This window comes from Lentzea atacamensis (assembly GCF_003269295.1).
GTDB classification, from domain to species: domain Bacteria; phylum Actinomycetota; class Actinomycetes; order Mycobacteriales; family Pseudonocardiaceae; genus Lentzea; species Lentzea atacamensis.
Window position 1 is genome coordinate 425072 of sequence record NZ_QLTT01000005.1, and the last position, 15121, is coordinate 440192.

Genomic DNA, 15121 nt, shown 5'->3' on the forward strand with positions numbered 1-15121 from the left:
TGGATCGCATGAACTTGGTCAACTGGGTCACCGACCTGATGCAGACGGCCGGCGCACCCGGAGCGGCCTTGGCCATCGCGCTGGAGAACCTGTTCCCGCCGCTGCCCAGCGAGGTCTTCCTGCCGCTGGCCGGTTTCACCGCGGCCCAGGGCAAGATGGGGCTGTTCGACGCGATCCTCTGGACCACCTTCGGCTCCGTCGCGGGCGCGCTGGTGCTGTACTGGATCGGCGCCATGCTCGGCCGGGACCGCGTCCGGCGCATCGCGACGCGCATGCCGCTGGTGCGGGTGTCCGACGTGGACAGGACCGAGGCCTGGTTCCTGCGCAACGGCTACCGCGCCGTGTTCTTCGGCCGGATGATCCCGGTGTTCCGCAGCCTGATCTCGATCCCGGCCGGCATCGAACGGATGCGGATGGGCCCGTTCCTCGCCTACACCGCGGCGGGCAGCCTGTTGTGGAACACCGCCCTGATCCTCGCGGGCTACCTCCTGGGCGACAACTGGCACCTGGTCGAGCAGTACGTCGGAATCGGCTCGAAGGTCGTGCTGGGCCTGGCGGTCGTCGCGCTGGGGATCTTCGTGGTCACGCGGCTTTCGCGCCGTCGAGATGCCGCATCAGCTCGCGAACAGCACTCCGACCAGCTCGGTTAGCCCCGATGGTGCTCGCCGACGGCCCGTAGCCCACGAGGTGGATGCGCGGATCTGACACCACACGGGTGCCGTCGACCTGGATGCCGCCACCAGGCGCACGGAGGTGCAGCGGCGCGAGGTGGTCGAGATCGTGCCGGAATCCGGTGGCCCACAGGATGATGTCGGCGTCGTAGTGCTCTGAGCCCCACGCGACACCGGTCGGCGTGATCCGGTCGAACACGGGCTTGCGGTCCAGCACCCCGGACGCGATGGCGGCGCGCGTCTGCTCGTTGAGCGCCAGTCCGGTCACGCTCACGACGCTGCGCGGGATCAGCCCCTTGCGGACGCGGTCGTCCACCATGCCGACGACCCAGCGGCCGTAGTCCTCGGTGAACGGGCCTTCGCGCCACACCGGTTCGTGCCGCGTGACCCAGCGCGTATCGGCGGCCAGCGGGGCGAGTTCCATGAGCAGCTGGGTGGCGGAGGCACCACCGCCCACCACCACGACCCGCTTGCCCGCGAACTCCTCGGGTCCCTGGTAGTCGGCGGTGTGCAGCTGACGGCCCCGGAACGTCTCCTGGCCCGGGTAGTACGGCCAGAACGGGCGGCGCCACGTGCCGGTCGCGTTGATCAGGCCGCGCGTGGTCCACACGCCGTCGGTGGTCTCGACCTTCAGCAGCGCGCCGTCGTCGACCACCTGCGTCACGTTCACCGGGCGGATCACCGGCAGGTCGAAGAGCTGTTCGTAGCGGGCGAAGTAGGACGGAATCGCCTCGTTGGCCCGTTCGTCCGGCGAGGGCTGTTCGAACGGCATGCCGGGCAGCTCGTGGATGCCGTGCACGGTGCGCATGCGCAGGCTCGGCCAGCGGTGCAGCCACGCGCCGCCGGGAGCGTCGTTCGCGTCCAGCACGACGTGGTCGACGTTGCGCCGACGCAGGAAGTAGGACGCGGACAGGCCCGCCTGTCCGGCGCCGATCACCACCACATCCGTCACACCAAGGTCAACCGAAAGCGGGCGCCGGTCCTTCTCAGGGTGTGACCCACGGATCATTCGCCGATAGCGTCCACGATCGTGCACCTACTTCTGACGATGGCCTTGCTCGCGACGCCGGTTCCCACGACAACAGCGTCCTACGCGGTCTACGACCGGATCACGCACACGCTGACCGGCCGGGACGTGCACAAGCCGATCAGATCCGCCTCGCTGGTGAAGATCCTGATCGCCATCGAACAGCTGGAGACGCGCGGCGACGACCCGCGGATCGAGCCGATGTTGCGCGCGAGCGACGACTACGCGGCGAGCGAGCTGTGGGTGGAGAACGGCTGGGAGCAGGTCGTCGTCCGCACGGCCGAACGCCTCGGGCTCAAGGACACGCGACCGCCGGAGAGGCGCGGCATGTGGGGCTACACGGCCGTGAGCGCCTACGACGTCGTGAAGATCTACAGGTACGTGCTCGAGGACGCGAAGCCGAAGGTCCGGCGCACGATCATAGGACACCTGCAGAGGGCGGAGAAGTGCGCCTCGGACGGTTTCGACCAGTCGTTCGGGCTGCCCTCCGCCACCTGGAGGCCCGCGTTCAAGCAGGGCTGGTCAGGTTTCGGCGACCCGGTTAAGCCGTGCGTCGACAGGCCGCGCCCGCGCGTGCAGTGGGACCTGGACCTGAAGTCGCCGGCCATGCACACCTCGGGGACGTGCCTGTTCAGCATCGTCGCCGTCCTGACCCTGCATCCCGAGGGCACGACGTACGAACAGGCCGCGAAACGAGTTACCCGCGTCACGGAAGAAGTCACCAAGTATCGGTGTTGATCGATATATGAGCCGACTGAGTGAGATCCCTCTTTCCGTTCTCGACCTCGCCCCGATCACATCGGGATCAGACGCGACGACCGCGCTGCGGAACTCCAGGGAACTCGCTCAGCAGGCAGAACGGCTCGGCTACCACCGCTACTGGTTCGCAGAGCACCACAACATGCCCGGCATCGCGTCCTCCGCGCCCGCCGTGCTGATCGGGCACATCGCCGACGCCACGTCGACGATCCGCGTCGGCTCCGGCGGCGTGATGCTGCCCAACCACGCGCCGCTCGTGGTCGCGGAGCAGTTCGGGATGCTCGAAGCGCTGCACCCCGGCCGCATCGACCTCGGCATCGGCCGCGCTCCCGGCACGGACCAGAAGACGGCACGGGCGCTGCGGCGCACCGAGGCAGGGCTGTCCGCGGAGAACTTCCCGCAGGAGCTGACCGAGCTCATCAAGTACTTCGAGGGCACCGCCGAACTCAACGCCGTGCCCGCCGCGGGCAACAAGCCGCCGATCTGGCTGCTCGGCTCGTCCGGCTACAGCGCGCAGGCCGCGGGGCTGCTGGGCCTGCCGTTCGCGTTCGCCCACCACTTCAGCGCGCAGAACACGTTGCCGGCGCTGGAGCTGTACCGGAAGCACTTCCGTCCGTCCGAGGTGCTGTCCGAGCCGTACGCGATGGTGTGCGCCTCGGTGATCGTCGCGGACACCGACGAGCACGCCCGCTGGATCGCCGGTCCGGGGGCGCTCTCGTTCGTGCGGCTGCGCCAGGGCCGTCCAGGACCGCTGTCGACGCCGGAGGAGGCCGCGGCCTTCCCCTACACCGAGATCGACGAGCTGGTGATCGAGGACCGCATGTCCACCCAGATCATCGGCTCCCCCGAAACGGTCCGCGCCGGACTCGACGAGTTGATGGAGTCGACGGCCGCCGACGAGCTCATGGTGACGACCATCGTGCACGGCCATGAGGACCGTCTCCGTTCGTTCGAATTGCTCAGCGAGGTGGCCGAACGGACGCCGTCGCTCGGCCGTTCAGCGGCACATACGTGAGTCGGCCAGGCGTGAGCTTCACGTTTCGTACGACTGACGCTGGTCCGAACGGGTGATAAACGGCTCCGCTTGTAGCGCCAGACACACGCTGCGCGATGATCGGTGTGAGCGCGCACGCCCCCCGACGCGCTCCCTAGCTTCACCAAGTGACGGCGTGGGGCAGGCGCACTGTGTGGCGCCGCCCACGCCGCCCATCACGAGACGGCCACGGCCTGGCACCAGGTCCGCTTCAAGGCCTCTTTTCGGTCCCCGCCACCCCTGCGACACCGTCACAGTTGACAGGAGTCGTCAACACCCACCGCCGGGGTGGGAAAGGGGAGTTCGTGAAGTTCGCCAAATCGGCCGCGGGCCTGTGCCTGTTGCTGGCCGTGGCGGGATGTGCGGGCCCCAGTGTCGCCGTCACCCCGAACGAGAGCCTGACGGTGGAACAGCGCGCCGAGACGCCCAGCGCATCCGGCGCCGCCGCGTTCGGCACGCAGCGCGTGTGGGCCTCAGGTCTCTCCGTCGTCGTGTCCGCACCCCGCTCGCTGGCGCCGTCCGCGACGGCCATCCCACCCGCCAAGCGCACCGCGGTCTTCACGATCACGGTCTACAACGGCTCCAAGGCCTCCTACCGCCCGTCCCAGCTGGCCGTGCGCGCCACGGCCGACGGCAACCCGGCCTCCGAGCTGGTCGACTCCGTGCAGGGCCTCAACGGCCTGGCCGCGGCGGTGGCCGAGCTCCCGCCGGGCCGCGACACCCAGATCCAGCTGGCGTTCGCGGTGTCCGAACTGCCGGTGCAGATGCAGCTGACCATCCAACCCGGTGGACAGGGCCAGGACGCGGCGACCGTCTTCGAGGGCCAGGCCTAGTGCCGTGGTAGTCGGCCTTTGCCCCGTGTTCGGCGGTCAGACGGCCGGATCGTGGTGCCGCTGAGCGGTGAAGACGCGGCGAAGGCTGGCTGTCACGGCACTAGTCTTTCCGGCATGACCAGTCGTCTCGAACCTGGAGACACCGCGCCCGCCTTCACGCTGCCCGACAGCGAGGGCAAGCCGGTGTCCCTGTCCGACTACCTCGGCAAGTCCGTGGTCGTGTACTTCTACCCGGCCGCGAGCACGCCGGGCTGCACCAAGCAGGCGTGCGACTTCCGCGACAGCCTCGCCCAGCTGAACGACCTCGGCTACGCCGTGGTCGGCATCTCCCCCGACAAGCAGGAGAAGCTGGCCAAGTTCCGCGACGCCGAGGGCCTGACCTTCCCGCTGCTCGGCGACCCGGACAAGAAGGTCCTGGTCGAGTGGGGCGCCTTCGGCGAGAAGCAGAACTACGGCCGCACCGTCCAGGGCGTGATCCGCTCGACGTTCCTCGTCGGCCCCGACGGCAAGATCGTCAAGGCCATGTACAACGTGCGCGCCACCGGCCACGTCGCGAAGCTGCTGCGCGAACTCCCCGCCTGATTTTCTCCGGTCGCCGCCGTTGTGGTTGCGGCGGCGACCCCTTTCTGAGGTATGGTCGGGTGGAGGGCGTGCAACAAAGCCGCCCCTGTTCCGGTGAGGGTGATACACCGTGTGTCGCTTGACGGCACCTCGCGGCCCCGACATCCCGTCTGATTTCGTTCTGCGTGTCCACTTCCCCACGCGCGGCGGTTGACCTGGGCTTTTAAGCCCCGTCCTCCGTTCGTCTACAAACACGTATGCCCTGCGCTGCGTGCATTTCGTGCTGGGAAAATTCAATGCTCAAGTGGATATTGCTGACCGTCGCCGTGGGCGCGGAAGTTTTCGCAACCCTTTGTCTCAAGTACTCCGACGGCTTCACAAAACCGTGGCCCGTCATCGGCCTGGGCACGGGCTTTCTGACCGCCCTTTACCTGGAGTCGGTGGTGATCCGGATGGGCCTGCCGGTCGCCATCACCTACGCGATCTGGGCGGGCGCCGGCATCGCCCTGGTGGCGTTGACGAGCCGCGTGCTGTTCGCCGACCCGCTGAACCTCGCCATGCTCGCCGGCATGGCGCTGATCGCGGCCGGCGTCTGCGTTGTGTCCGTTGCGTCCCACGCGCAGGCGGCCACCGTCTAATCTCGTTTGGGTGCACTTCGAGATCGCCGTCGTCTCCCAGCTCGGTCAGTCGGTGGCGATGCGCGCCGCCACCGAGCCTTCGACGCACTCGCCGGACTCCCGCCTGTGGAGACCTTCAGATCGTCAACATGAAGGCAGGCAACGATCTCGGCGAGCTGCCCGAACTATCCGGCGTCGGCACTCTCCGCCTTCGAAGCAAGGCCACTATCGACCTGCGCGCAATCGCGGGAAAGTCTTTGCGGCTCGACTGAACCGGGAGCAGCGCCACATCGGGCTCGAGGACTCGGGCCCGATGTGATGATCAACTGGGTCGGCTAGACCAGCTTGCGCAGGTGCGGCACGAGCAGCTTCAGGGCGCGGCCACGGTGCGACTCCGCGTCCTTCTGCTCAGCGGTCATCTCGGCCGACGTGATCTCGTACCCCTCGGGCACGAAGATCGGGTCGTAGCCGAACCCGTTGGTACCGCGCCGCTCCCGCAGCAACGTCCCACGCCACTCACCACGCACGACGACCTCTTCGCCACCGGGCACGACCATCGCGACCACCGACACGAACGCCGCGCCGCGCCGCTCGTCCGGCACGTCGCCGAGCTGGCCGAGCAGCAGGTCGAGGTTGGCGTCGTCGTCACCGTGACGACCCGACCACCGGGCGGACAGCACACCGGGCATGCCGTTCAGCTCGTCGACCGCGAGCCCGGAGTCGTCCGCAACGGACACCAAACCGGTCGCGGCGGCGGCGTCACGGGCCTTGGCCAGTGCGTTGCCCTCGAAGTCGGGCGCGGTCTCGGGCGCCTCTGGGAACTCGGGCACGTCCGACAAGGACAGCACCTCGATGCCCACCAGGCCCTCGGCGGCCACGATGCGCTGCAGTTCGCGAAGCTTCTTGGCGTTGCGCGAGGCCAGCAACAGCTTCATCGCTTGCCCGCCTTGGGCTCGGGCAGCACGCCGGGGTAGGGCTGAGCCAGCGCGGCGGCCTGGAGGCGGTTCAGCTCGGCGCACCCGAGCAGCGCCACGTCCAGCATGCGGTCCAAAGTGGACCGGGCGAAGGTCGCGCCCTCACCGGTGCCCTGCACCTCGATGAGCGTGCCGGCGTCGGTGGCGACGACGTTCATGTCGACCTCGGCCCGCGAGTCCTCCTCGTAGGGCAGGTCGAGACGCACCCGGCCGTCCACGACACCGACCGACACGGCGGACACCGCGCAGGACAGCGGCGACGGGTCGGCCAGGCGGCCCGCGGCGCCCAGGTACGTCACGGCGTCGGCCAGGGCCACGTAGGCACCCGTGATCGCGGCGGTGCGGGTGCCGCCGTCGGCCTGGATGACGTCGCAGTCGATGACGATGGTGTTCTCGCCCAGCGCCGCCAGGTCGATGCAGGCGCGGAGAGACCGGCCGATGAGGCGGGAGATCTCGTGGGTGCGGCCGCCGATGCGGCCCTTCACGGACTCGCGGTCGCTGCGGCTGTGCGTGGCTGAGGGGAGCATCGCGTACTCGGCGGTCACCCAGCCGAGGCCGGAGCCCTGCCGCCAGCGGGGGACGCCTTCGGTGACACTCGCGGCGCACAGCACGCGGGTGTTCCCGAACTCGATCAGGACCGAGCCCGCGGGCCAGGTCTGATATCCACGCGTGATCCGGATGTCACGCAACACGTCGTCGTTTCGGCCGTCGCTTCGCACCACGCCGCCTACCCTAATGAACCCTGCGGAGCGCCATGGCGTAGGGAGAGACATGCTGACGATCGACGGTATTCCGCTTCACCCGTTGTTCGTGCACGCGGTGGTCGTGCTGCTGCCCCTCGCGGCGGTCTGCTCGATCGCGATCGCGCTGGTCCCGGGCTGGCGGCGCAAGTACGCGTGGCCGGTTCTCGGGGTCACCCTCGCCGGTGTCGCGGCGGTACCGATGGCCAAACAGGCCGGTGAGGACCTGCAGGCGGCCCTGGAGCGCAACGGCGTGCAGAACCCCGCCATCCAGACCCATGCCGACCTCGGCACGACGCTGCTTCCCATCGCTCTCGGCTTCGGCGTCGCGGTGATCGCGCTGCTCGTGGCCGGGCGGCTCGCCGACCGGGAGCGGCAGGCGGAGGCACCCACCACGAAGACGTGGCGGGTGATCTCAGTCGTCGTGTCGGTGCTGGTCGTGCTGCTGGCGGTCGGTACCACCGTGCAGACGGTCCGCGCCGGTCACAGCGGGTCGACGGCCGTGTGGAGCGGCGTCGGGAGCTGAAGGGGCGCCGTTGCCGACTGCTTGAGCGTCCGCGTGACCGTGCAGAGTTGTTCCACGGCGCGCCGGACGAGGGTTTCGAGCGCCTCGGGATCGTCCACGGCGGACAGGTCGTACGAGAGCGTCACCGGGATGGAGATCACCTCGTTGCCGCTCTCGGACTGCACCGCGTCCGCGGTCGCCGTCAGCTGGTCGCCGCCGGTGCGGCGCAGGATCAGGGTTTCCGACGTCACCATCGCGCAGCCCGCCGCGGCCGCCACCAGCAGTTCGACCGGGCTGAACGAGCCCTCCTGGCCCTTGCGGCCGATCCGGACGGACGCGCCACGCCCGTTCGTGGCCATGAACTCGTGCTCTCCGACTCTCTCCAGCTCGATCATGTGCTCTCCCCCACCTCGTACCGGCCGCCCTGCACGACCAGCTCACACGGCCCGCCGAACACGGATCGGGCCTCCTCCAGCACGTCCTCGCGCGACGTCCACGGCGGCACGTGCGTGATCAGCAGCCGTCCGGCGCCCGCCCGCGCGGCCAGTTCGCCCGCTTCACGCCCGGACAGGTGCAGGTCCGGCTGCCGGTCGGGGGCGTGGGTCCAGCTCGCCTCGCTCAGGAGCACGTCGACGCCGGAGGCCAGCGTGTTCAGCGCGTCGCACGGGCCGCTGTCGCCGGTGTAGGCCAGCGACACCCCGCCGTACGAGATCCGGAACCCGTAAGCCTCGCAAGGGTGCGCCACCACAGCCGAGTCCACAGTGAACGGTCCGATCCGGACTGGAGAACCGAGGCCGTGGAAGCTGAAGACGTCCGAGAGGTCCAGCGACGAACGTTCAGCCGCATCGGGCGCGTAGGCCGCGGCGAAGCGCGTGGGAGCCTCGGAAGGCGCGTAGACCGGCAGCACCGAGGCAGGCGGTTGCGGGTGGTACTTCCGCGCCACGTACAGCGAGGACACGTCGATGCAGTGGTCGGGATGCAGGTGCGACAGCACCAGCGCGTCCATCGAGAACAGCGGCCGCTCCTCCTGGAACCGCGACAGCACCCCGTTGCCGAACTCGAGCGCCAGCGTGAACCCGTCGGCCTCGAGCAGGTAGCCCGACGCCGCCGCGCCGGGTCCGGGAATGCTGCCGGAGCAGCCGAGCACGGTCAGCAGCACGTCAGCCCCATTGTTCGAAGGTAGGCAGGAACCGGGCCGCGAGCTTCGCGAACCGCTCGGGTGGACCAGTGCACGTCACCCGGTGAACGGGTGGGTCGGAGGCGAACTCGTCGCGCTCGGTCAGCAGCCGCACGACGTCCTTCACCGTCTCCTCGGCGCTCGACACCAGCGTCACGGCCTCGCCCATGACGATCTGGATCACGCCGGTCAGCAACGGGTAGTGCGTGCAGCCGAGCACGACGGTGTCGACCTCGGCGCGCTGCAACGGTTCCAGGTACGCCTGCGCCAGCCCGAGCACCTGCCGCCCGGACGTGATGCCGCGCTCGACGAAGTCGACGAACCGGGGGCACGCCGCTGCCGTCACCGTCACGTCCCGCGCCGCCTGGAACGCGTCCTGGTAGGCGTGCGAGTTGATCGTGCCGACCGTGGCGATCACGCCGATCCGGCCGTTGTGAGTGGTCGTCACCGCGCGCCGCACCGCGGGCAGGATCACCTCGACCACCGGCACGTCGTAGCGCTCACGCGCGTCGCGGAAGCAGGCGGCGGACGCGGTGTTGCACGCGATCACGAGCATCTTCGAGCCCTCGTCGACCAGCCGGTCGCAGATCTCCAGGGCGTGCTTGCGCGCCTGCGCGATCGGGAGCGGCCCGTACGGACCGTTCGCCGTGTCGCCGATGTAGTGGATCGACTCGCCGGGCAGCTGGTCCATGATCGCTCGGGCGACCGTGAGGCCGCCGACGCCCGAGTCCATGATCCCGATCGTCACGCGGTGAATGTAGCCGGTGCGCTCCTGCGGCGGTTGTCACGAGACACACCCCACGCGGCGAGAACGCCGCCGATTGCGCCGAACAGGTGGCCTTCCCACGACACCCCTGGCTGACCGGGCAGCACGCCCCACAACGCGGCGCCGTACAGGGCGAACACGCCGACCGCGATCACCAGCTGCAGCCACGACCGCGCGAAGAGCCCGCGCACCAGCAGGAACGCCAGGAACCCGAACACCAGCCCGGACGCGCCGATGTGGCTGCCGGGGCTGCCGAACACCCACACGCCGAGCGCCGACGACAGCCAGATGACCGCGGTGATCTGGAAGAACTGCTTGAGCCCACCGGAGGTCGCGAGGAACCCGAGCAGCAGCAACGGAACCGCGTTGCCGGTGAGGTGGCTCCAGTCGCCGTGGATCAGCGGCATCCACAGGAGGTTGTCCCACTCGCCGAAGTCGCGCGGCCGCACGCCGTCGCCCTCCAGCGAGCCGCCGGTCGCCATGTCGAACGCCTCGACGACGTAGAGGAAGCCGACGAACCCGGCCACGACGAACAGCGACAGCACGGGGTGCGGCGGGATGACCCGTTTCGCTAGGGCGGTGCGGTCCACGTTTCCAGAGTACGTGCCCATAAGCTGATCAGGTGTCGATCGAAGTAGCGGTGCGCGCATCGGCCCAGCTCGGCGAGGGGCCGACATGGGACCACAGCAGTTCCACCCTGCTGTGGGTGGACATCCTGGCCTCCGAGGTCCACCGCTACGCCCCGGCGCGGGACGACGACGCCGTGCTCGTGGTGCCCCAGCACGTGGGCGCCGCCAAGCCGCGGGCCCAGGGCGGCATCGTCTGCAACCTCCGCGACGGCATCGCGTTGATCGACCGCGACGGCACCAAGTCGTGGCTCGTCTACTGGGCGCGCGACGGCGTGCGCGGCAACGACGCGGGCATCGACCCGTCGGGTCGTCTGTGGGCCGGCACGATGCGCTACGACCAGGCCTCCGACGAGGGCTGGCTCGCCAGGATCACCGGCGAGGGCGCCGCAAAGGTCATGGTGGACAAGGTGAACACCAGCAACGGCGTCGGCTGGAGCCCCGACGGCACGCTGATGTACTACATCGACACCCCGACCCGCCGGATCGACGTGTTCGACTTCGACAACGCCTCCGGCACCGTCGCGAACCGCCGTCCGCTGACGCACGTCGGCAACACCGATGGCTGGCCGGACGGGCTGTGCGTCGACGCTGACGGGTGCGTGTGGGTCGCGCTGTGGGGCGGGCACGCCGTGCGCCGCTACACGCCTGCCGGTGAGCTGGACCGGGAGATCGAACTGCCGGTCGACCAGCCGACGGCGTGCTGCTTCGGCGGCGAGGACTTCACCGATCTCTACGTCACGTCGGCGCGGGTCGGCCTGTCGGATCAGGCGTTGATGGACCGGCAGCTCAACGGCTCGGTGCTGGTGCTGCCGGGCGTCGGTGCCGGGGTGCCTGGAACGGCCTTCGCAGGCTGACGCAGGCGTCCCCCTGAGCTGGGAACCCCTGCGTCACAACGTACTCAGCGGGTCTGACGGTTTTCGGGCTCTGCCGGCGGGCCCTGCCAACGCCAGCCGGTCTGCGGCTCACGGCCGGGCAGGCTGGTGCGGTTGGTGGCCCAGAGCAGGCCGGTCCAGGGATCCACGTCGAGGTCGCCGTGGGGGAACATCCTCGCGAGCACGCGAGCACAGACGTCGCGTGGCGGGTCGAGCCGAAGACCGAGGCCGCGGGCGATGTCCTCGCCGTGCACCAGTGCTTCGACGCAGCCCATGCCGGCGAAGTGCGCGGGGCCGGCCATGCCGGTGGGGTGGTAGGCACGCACGGACGGCACTGTTGTCCGCACCACCGAGGCGAGGATCCTGCCACCGGTCACCGCGAACTCCAGCACTTCGGCCGGGCTCGCCTCCTTGTCCGCAACAGCGAGGAAGCGCACGTAGCGGGCATCAGGCCGGGCGACGAGCTGCGCTGCGTAGGACAGCAGGCAGTCGCCGACGTGTTCGGCGGTCTGCCGGCAGTTCCACTCTCCTGTGCCGGGGAGGGTCACCCAGTCCCGGCCGGTCGCGGGGCCGAGTGTGCCGGCCAGGCAGGAGACAGCCGCGTCAAGATCGTCAGCGGTGACCGTCACCGCCGCAGGATAGCGGGCAAGGGCGGACGCGTTGGACACGTCCGCCCTGCTCAGGCCCAGAGGTGGCCGTCGAGCTTGGCGGCCGCCTCGTCCAGCGTGCCGGCGTAGGCACCGGTGGACAGGTACTTCCACCCCGCGTCCGCGACGATGAACACGATGTCGGCGCTCTTCCCGGCGACCTCGGCCTTCTGCGCGACAGCCAGTGCGGCGTGCAGGATGGCCCCCGTCGAGATGCCGGCGAAGATGCCCTCGGTCTCCAGCAGCTGGCGGGTGCGGCGCAACGCGTCGTAGGAACCGACCGAGTACCGCCCGGTCAGCACCGACTCGTCGTACAGCTCCGGCACGAAGCCCTCGTCGAGGTTCCGCAACCCGTAGACGAGCTCGCCGTACCGCGGCTCGGCGGCGATGACCTGCACGTCCGGCTTGGCCTCCCGCAGGTACCTGCCGACACCGACCAGCGTGCCGGTGGTGCCCAGCCCGGCGACGAAGTGCGTGATCGTCGGCAGGTCGGCCAGGATCTCCGGGCCGGTGCCGCGGAAGTGCGCCTCCGCGTTCGCCGGGTTCCCGTACTGGTAGAGCATGATCCAGTCCGGGTTCTGCTTGGCGAGCTCCTTGGCCGTCGCCACGGCCTGGTTCGACCCGCCTGCGGCCGGGGAGAACACGATGCGCGCGCCGTAGGCCTGCAGCAGCTGGCGACGCTCGGTCGAGGTGTTCTCCGGCATCACGCACACCAGGCCGTAGCCCTTGAGCTTCGCGGCCATGGCGAGCGAGATGCCGGTGTTGCCGGAGGTCGGCTCCAGGATCGTGGCGCCGGGACGCAGCACGCCGTCCCGCTCCGCCGCCTCGATCATGGCCAGCGCGGGCCGGTCCTTGATCGAGCCGGTCGGGTTGCGGTCCTCGAGCTTCGCCCAGATGCGCACGTTCTCCGACGGCGACAGCCGCGGCAGCCCCACCAGCGGTGTCCCGCCGAGCGCGTCCAGGAGCGAGTCGTAGCGGGCCATGGCGGAGATCAGCCGCCCGCGACGGCCGGGAGGATGGTGACGTTGTCGCCGTCCTTCACCTGGGCCTCGAGGCCACCGGCGAAGCGCACGTCCTCGTCGTTGACGTAGACGTTGACGAAGCGGTGCAGCGCGCCTTCCTTGACCAGGCGGGCCTTGAGGCCGCCGTGGTTGTTCTCCAGGTCGTCGATGACCTCGGCGAGCGTCGCGCCGTTGGCGGAAACCGACTTCTCGCCCCCGGTGTGGGTGCGCAGGATGGTCGGGATCGACACGGTGACGGCCATGATGGTTCTACCTCCGGGGAAACGTAACTCAGGACTCGATGATCTTGACCGGTTCCTCGGTCACGACACCGTCGACGATGCGGTACGACCGCAGCTCGTACTCGATCGGATCACGCGTGGAGATCAGCACGTAGTGTGCCTGAGGCTCGTTCGCGAACTTGATGTCCGTGCGAGACGGATAGGCCTCTGTCGCGGTGTGCGAGTGGTAGATGACCACCGCTTCCTCGTCGTTGGCCTGCATCTCGCGGTACACCTTGAGCTGCTCAGCTGCGTCGAACCGGTAGAACGTGGGCGAGCGCTCCGCGTTCTCCATCTCGATGAGGCGCTCAGGGCGATCAGAGCCCTCGGGCCCCGCGATCTGCCCGCACGCCTCGTCGGGATGATCGCGACGCGCGTGGGCCACCATCGCGTCCACCAGGTCACGGCGAATCACCAGCACGTTGTCAATCCTACGGGCTGGCGGGACTTGTCTCGGTATGCGAGATAACCGCGGCACGCTGGTTGTTTTAGCACTGGCTAATATTAGTCGCAGCTACTACAGTCGCTGTCGTGCACGCGTTCGACGTTCTCGGAGACCCGGTGCGCAGGCGGATCCTGGAGCTCCTCGCCGGTGGCGAGCGGGCGGCGGGTGACGTCGGCGCAGCGGTGCAGGCCGAGTTCGGGATCACCCAGTCCGCGGTCTCGCAGCACCTGAAAGTGCTGCGCTCGAACGGGTTCGTCCAGGTCAGACCCGAGGGCAACCGCCGGGTCTACGCCGTGGCGCCCGACCCGCTGCGGGAGATCGACGCGTGGCTCGACCACTTCCGGCGGTTCTGGGAACCGCACCTCGACGCGCTCGCGACCGAACTGGCCCGCGGCAAGCGTGAGCGCAGGCTCCAGGAGGAGGCAGACCATGACCGACCGCAGCTATGAGGGCGAGAAGCTCGTCATCCGGCGGCACTACAAGGCCGAGCGTGAGGACGTCTGGGAGGCGATCACCGATCCCGCACGCCTGGTGCGCTGGTTCCTGCCCATCTCGGGAGACCTGCGCGTCGGCGGCCGGTACCAGCTGGAGGGCAACGCGGGTGGTGAGATCGTCCGCTGCGACAGGCCCAGCGAGATCGGCCTCACCTGGGAGATCGGCGAGATGAGCACAGACGTGCTCGTGCGGCTCGACCCGGACGGCGACTCCACGATCCTCACGCTGACCCACTCCCCCATGCCCGGCGAGTTCGTCCCCGGTACCGGCGCCGGGTGGGAGCTGGGACTCGTGGCGCTGGAGAAGTACCTCGCAGGAGAACTGCCGGACGGCCGCGCGGTCGACTGGATCGCGGCATCGGCGCAGGAGGACCTGGCGGCGGCGCACGAGCTGGCGGAGCAGATCGCCGGAGAATGGGTGAAGGTGGTCCGATGAGGTTCACCAGCGAGATCGTGCTGAACAAGCCGATCGAACGGGTGCGGGTGCTCACCTCCGACCCCGCCCACGTGCACCAGTGGCAGCCGGACCTGCTCAGCATCACCCAGCACAGCGAGACGCCCGGCGCGGCCGGGTCGACGGCGACGCTGACGTACCGCAAGTTCACGCTCGAAGAGACGGTGCTGGCCGCGACCGCCGACGAACGGACCTCGCGCTACGAAACGCGCGGCATGGTGCACACCATCACCAACCGGTACACCAGGATCGACGATCAGCGCACGAAGCTGGTGAGCGACAACGAGTTCCAGCTCTCCGGCCTGCTGAAGCTCGGCCGGAGGGTGCTGGAGAAGTCGTTGCGCGAGCAGGCCGAGCGCAACCTCGGCAACTTCAAGGCGTTCATCGACAACGCAGCGCCCTGACCAGGCACCACGTGGCGGCGGCGAGCCCGCAGAGCCGCAGCACACCACCGCGGCGTTGCTCCTCGGAGAGAGTGGGCCATTCGGCCAGCTCCACCGCCGTTGCCGCCGCGGTCGCGCCGATGGCCATGCGCAGCAACGCCCTGTTGCGGCCGTGCAGCGGATGACGACGGACGGGTGGCGGTACGAGCTCGGACACGACACCGGCAGCCTGGTCAATCACATCGGTCATAC

The 15121-nt window shown here is 69.3% G+C and carries 24 protein-coding genes; 12 read left to right on the top strand and 12 right to left on the bottom strand.

The features are described from left to right. Positions 1-8: 8 nt before the first annotated feature. A complete protein-coding gene (locus C8D87_RS24565) occupies positions 9-650 on the top strand; it encodes a DedA family protein (RefSeq protein WP_233440065.1) in 642 nt (213 codons plus the stop codon). Here C8D87_RS24565 and C8D87_RS24570 read toward each other — a convergent pair. Then, the gene (locus tag C8D87_RS24570; protein WP_112228526.1) at positions 583-1680 is read right to left on the bottom strand and encodes an NAD(P)-binding domain-containing protein; all 1098 of its coding nucleotides are present in this window, start codon (positions 1678-1680) and stop codon (positions 583-585) included. The genes C8D87_RS24565 and C8D87_RS24570 overlap by 68 nt on opposite strands. A 21-nt stretch (positions 1681-1701) precedes the next feature. Here C8D87_RS24570 and C8D87_RS24575 point away from each other — a divergent pair, with 21 nt between their 5' ends. From C8D87_RS24575 to C8D87_RS48680, 6 genes are all read left to right on the top strand, one after another. Next, the gene (locus C8D87_RS24575; protein WP_233442269.1) at positions 1702-2436 is read left to right on the top strand and encodes a hypothetical protein; all 735 of its coding nucleotides are present in this window, start codon (positions 1702-1704) and stop codon (positions 2434-2436) included. A 7-nt stretch (positions 2437-2443) separates the two neighbouring features. Further along, positions 2444-3472, top strand: a complete 1029-nt coding sequence (locus tag C8D87_RS24580; protein WP_112228527.1) for an LLM class flavin-dependent oxidoreductase — start codon at positions 2444-2446, stop codon at positions 3470-3472. A gap of 323 nt (positions 3473-3795) precedes the next feature. Continuing rightward, positions 3796-4323 carry a hypothetical protein gene (locus C8D87_RS24585; protein WP_109640052.1) on the top strand — a complete coding sequence of 176 codons (528 nt, stop codon included), beginning with the start codon at positions 3796-3798 and terminating at the stop codon, positions 4321-4323. 114 nt (positions 4324-4437) lie between these two features. Continuing rightward, a complete protein-coding gene (bcp, locus tag C8D87_RS24590) occupies positions 4438-4905 on the top strand; it encodes a thioredoxin-dependent thiol peroxidase (RefSeq protein ID WP_112228528.1) in 468 nt (155 codons plus the stop codon). Positions 4906-5180: 275 nt separating this feature from the next. Further along, positions 5181-5522 (top strand): DMT family transporter, encoded by a 342-nt coding sequence (locus C8D87_RS24595; RefSeq protein WP_112228529.1) that lies wholly within the window; start codon positions 5181-5183, stop codon positions 5520-5522. Positions 5523-5650: 128 nt separating this feature from the next. Then, positions 5651-5773, top strand: coding sequence for a hypothetical protein (locus tag C8D87_RS48680; protein ID WP_267899884.1), 123 nt, complete (start codon positions 5651-5653; stop codon positions 5771-5773). Between the two features lie 63 nt (positions 5774-5836). Here C8D87_RS48680 and rdgB read toward each other — a convergent pair whose 3' ends face one another. After that, the gene (gene rdgB, locus C8D87_RS24600; protein WP_112228530.1) at positions 5837-6436 is read right to left on the bottom strand and encodes an RdgB/HAM1 family non-canonical purine NTP pyrophosphatase; all 600 of its coding nucleotides are present in this window, start codon (positions 6434-6436) and stop codon (positions 5837-5839) included. Next, positions 6433-7197, bottom strand: coding sequence for a ribonuclease PH (rph, locus tag C8D87_RS24605; RefSeq protein WP_112228531.1), 765 nt, complete (start codon positions 7195-7197; stop codon positions 6433-6435). Before rph ends, rdgB begins: the two co-directional genes overlap by 4 nt. 49 nt (positions 7198-7246) lie before the next feature. Here rph and C8D87_RS24610 point away from each other — a divergent pair, with 49 nt between their 5' ends. After that, the gene (locus C8D87_RS24610) at positions 7247-7741 is read left to right on the top strand and encodes a DUF2231 domain-containing protein (protein WP_233442270.1); all 495 of its coding nucleotides are present in this window, start codon (positions 7247-7249) and stop codon (positions 7739-7741) included. On the opposite strand, the gene C8D87_RS24615 is transcribed toward C8D87_RS24610, so the two are convergent. From C8D87_RS24615 to C8D87_RS24630, 4 genes are read right to left on the bottom strand one after another with little or no spacing between them, the layout of a single operon-like run. Then, positions 7699-8115 carry an OsmC family protein gene (locus C8D87_RS24615; RefSeq protein ID WP_109640046.1) on the bottom strand — a complete coding sequence of 139 codons (417 nt, stop codon included), beginning with the start codon at positions 8113-8115 and terminating at the stop codon, positions 7699-7701. The genes C8D87_RS24610 and C8D87_RS24615 overlap by 43 nt on opposite strands. Then, positions 8112-8879, bottom strand: a complete 768-nt coding sequence (locus C8D87_RS24620) for an MBL fold metallo-hydrolase (protein ID WP_112228533.1) — start codon at positions 8877-8879, stop codon at positions 8112-8114. The genes C8D87_RS24615 and C8D87_RS24620 overlap by 4 nt, the downstream gene beginning before the upstream one ends. A 1-nt stretch (position 8880) precedes the next feature. After that, entirely contained in the window at positions 8881-9630 is a 750-nt protein-coding gene (murI, locus tag C8D87_RS24625) for a glutamate racemase (RefSeq protein WP_109640106.1), read from the bottom strand. Positions 9631-9641: 11 nt separating this feature from the next. Continuing rightward, positions 9642-10253 (bottom strand): rhomboid family intramembrane serine protease, encoded by a 612-nt coding sequence (locus tag C8D87_RS24630; RefSeq protein WP_233440062.1) that lies wholly within the window; start codon positions 10251-10253, stop codon positions 9642-9644. A gap of 32 nt (positions 10254-10285) precedes the next feature. On the opposite strand from C8D87_RS24630, the gene C8D87_RS24635 reads away from it, so the two are divergent. Beyond that, positions 10286-11146 (top strand): SMP-30/gluconolactonase/LRE family protein, encoded by an 861-nt coding sequence (locus C8D87_RS24635; protein ID WP_112228534.1) that lies wholly within the window; start codon positions 10286-10288, stop codon positions 11144-11146. A gap of 44 nt (positions 11147-11190) precedes the next feature. Here C8D87_RS24635 and C8D87_RS24640 read toward each other — a convergent pair whose 3' ends face one another. Genes C8D87_RS24640 through C8D87_RS24655 form a run of 4 tightly spaced genes read right to left on the bottom strand, consistent with a single transcriptional unit; the run spans position 11191 to position 13514 of the window. Beyond that, complete coding sequence (locus tag C8D87_RS24640) at positions 11191-11793, bottom strand: maleylpyruvate isomerase mycothiol-dependent enzyme family protein (protein ID WP_112228702.1); 603 nt, start codon at positions 11791-11793, stop codon at positions 11191-11193. A 50-nt stretch (positions 11794-11843) separates the two neighbouring features. Continuing rightward, positions 11844-12794, bottom strand: a complete 951-nt coding sequence (locus tag C8D87_RS24645; RefSeq protein WP_109640042.1) for a PLP-dependent cysteine synthase family protein — start codon at positions 12792-12794, stop codon at positions 11844-11846. 8 nt (positions 12795-12802) lie between these two features. After that, complete coding sequence (locus C8D87_RS24650) at positions 12803-13075, bottom strand: MoaD family protein (protein ID WP_109640041.1); 273 nt, start codon at positions 13073-13075, stop codon at positions 12803-12805. Between the two features lie 28 nt (positions 13076-13103). Beyond that, on the bottom strand, positions 13104-13514 hold the full coding sequence (locus C8D87_RS24655) for a M67 family metallopeptidase (protein WP_109640040.1): 411 nt from the start codon (positions 13512-13514) through the stop codon (positions 13104-13106). Between the two features lie 110 nt (positions 13515-13624). On the opposite strand from C8D87_RS24655, the gene C8D87_RS24660 reads away from it, so the two are divergent. Genes C8D87_RS24660 through C8D87_RS24670 form a run of 3 tightly spaced genes read left to right on the top strand, consistent with a single transcriptional unit; the run spans position 13625 to position 14890 of the window. Then, positions 13625-13987, top strand: a complete 363-nt coding sequence (locus tag C8D87_RS24660) for an ArsR/SmtB family transcription factor (RefSeq protein ID WP_109640039.1) — start codon at positions 13625-13627, stop codon at positions 13985-13987. Further along, positions 13968-14468 carry an SRPBCC family protein gene (locus C8D87_RS24665; RefSeq protein ID WP_112228535.1) on the top strand — a complete coding sequence of 167 codons (501 nt, stop codon included), beginning with the start codon at positions 13968-13970 and terminating at the stop codon, positions 14466-14468. The genes C8D87_RS24660 and C8D87_RS24665 overlap by 20 nt, the downstream gene beginning before the upstream one ends. Beyond that, entirely contained in the window at positions 14465-14890 is a 426-nt protein-coding gene (locus C8D87_RS24670) for an SRPBCC family protein (protein WP_170155186.1), read from the top strand. Before C8D87_RS24665 ends, C8D87_RS24670 begins: the two co-directional genes overlap by 4 nt. On the opposite strand, the gene C8D87_RS24675 is transcribed toward C8D87_RS24670, so the two are convergent. Next, a complete protein-coding gene (locus C8D87_RS24675) occupies positions 14868-15119 on the bottom strand; it encodes a hypothetical protein (RefSeq protein ID WP_112228536.1) in 252 nt (83 codons plus the stop codon). The genes C8D87_RS24670 and C8D87_RS24675 overlap by 23 nt on opposite strands. Between the last annotated feature and the right edge of the window lie 2 nt (positions 15120-15121).

Bases quoted from the DNA above. Each gene is read 5' to 3' on its own strand.
- C8D87_RS24565 (WP_233440065.1), top strand. From the start codon at position 9: ATGAACTTGGTCAACTGGGTCACCGACCTGATGCAGACGGCCGGCGCA.
- C8D87_RS24570 (WP_112228526.1), bottom strand. From the start codon at position 1,680: ATGATCCGTGGGTCACACCCTGAGAAGGACCGGCGCCCGCTTTCGGTT.
- C8D87_RS24580 (WP_112228527.1), top strand. From the start codon at position 2,444: ATGAGCCGACTGAGTGAGATCCCTCTTTCCGTTCTCGACCTCGCCCCG.
- bcp (WP_112228528.1), top strand. From the start codon at position 4,438: ATGACCAGTCGTCTCGAACCTGGAGACACCGCGCCCGCCTTCACGCTG.
- C8D87_RS24595 (WP_112228529.1), top strand. From the start codon at position 5,181: ATGCTCAAGTGGATATTGCTGACCGTCGCCGTGGGCGCGGAAGTTTTC.
- C8D87_RS48680 (WP_267899884.1), top strand. From the start codon at position 5,651: ATGAAGGCAGGCAACGATCTCGGCGAGCTGCCCGAACTATCCGGCGTC.
- rdgB (WP_112228530.1), bottom strand. From the start codon at position 6,436: ATGAAGCTGTTGCTGGCCTCGCGCAACGCCAAGAAGCTTCGCGAACTG.
- C8D87_RS24610 (WP_233442270.1), top strand. From the start codon at position 7,247: ATGCTGACGATCGACGGTATTCCGCTTCACCCGTTGTTCGTGCACGCG.
- C8D87_RS24615 (WP_109640046.1), bottom strand. From the start codon at position 8,115: ATGATCGAGCTGGAGAGAGTCGGAGAGCACGAGTTCATGGCCACGAAC.
- murI (WP_109640106.1), bottom strand. From the start codon at position 9,630: ATGGACTCGGGCGTCGGCGGCCTCACGGTCGCCCGAGCGATCATGGAC.
- C8D87_RS24645 (WP_109640042.1), bottom strand. From the start codon at position 12,794: ATGGCCCGCTACGACTCGCTCCTGGACGCGCTCGGCGGGACACCGCTG.
- C8D87_RS24650 (WP_109640041.1), bottom strand. From the start codon at position 13,075: ATGGCCGTCACCGTGTCGATCCCGACCATCCTGCGCACCCACACCGGG.
- C8D87_RS24665 (WP_112228535.1), top strand. From the start codon at position 13,968: ATGACCGACCGCAGCTATGAGGGCGAGAAGCTCGTCATCCGGCGGCAC.
- C8D87_RS24670 (WP_170155186.1), top strand. From the start codon at position 14,465: ATGAGGTTCACCAGCGAGATCGTGCTGAACAAGCCGATCGAACGGGTG.
- C8D87_RS24675 (WP_112228536.1), bottom strand. From the start codon at position 15,119: ATGACCGATGTGATTGACCAGGCTGCCGGTGTCGTGTCCGAGCTCGTA.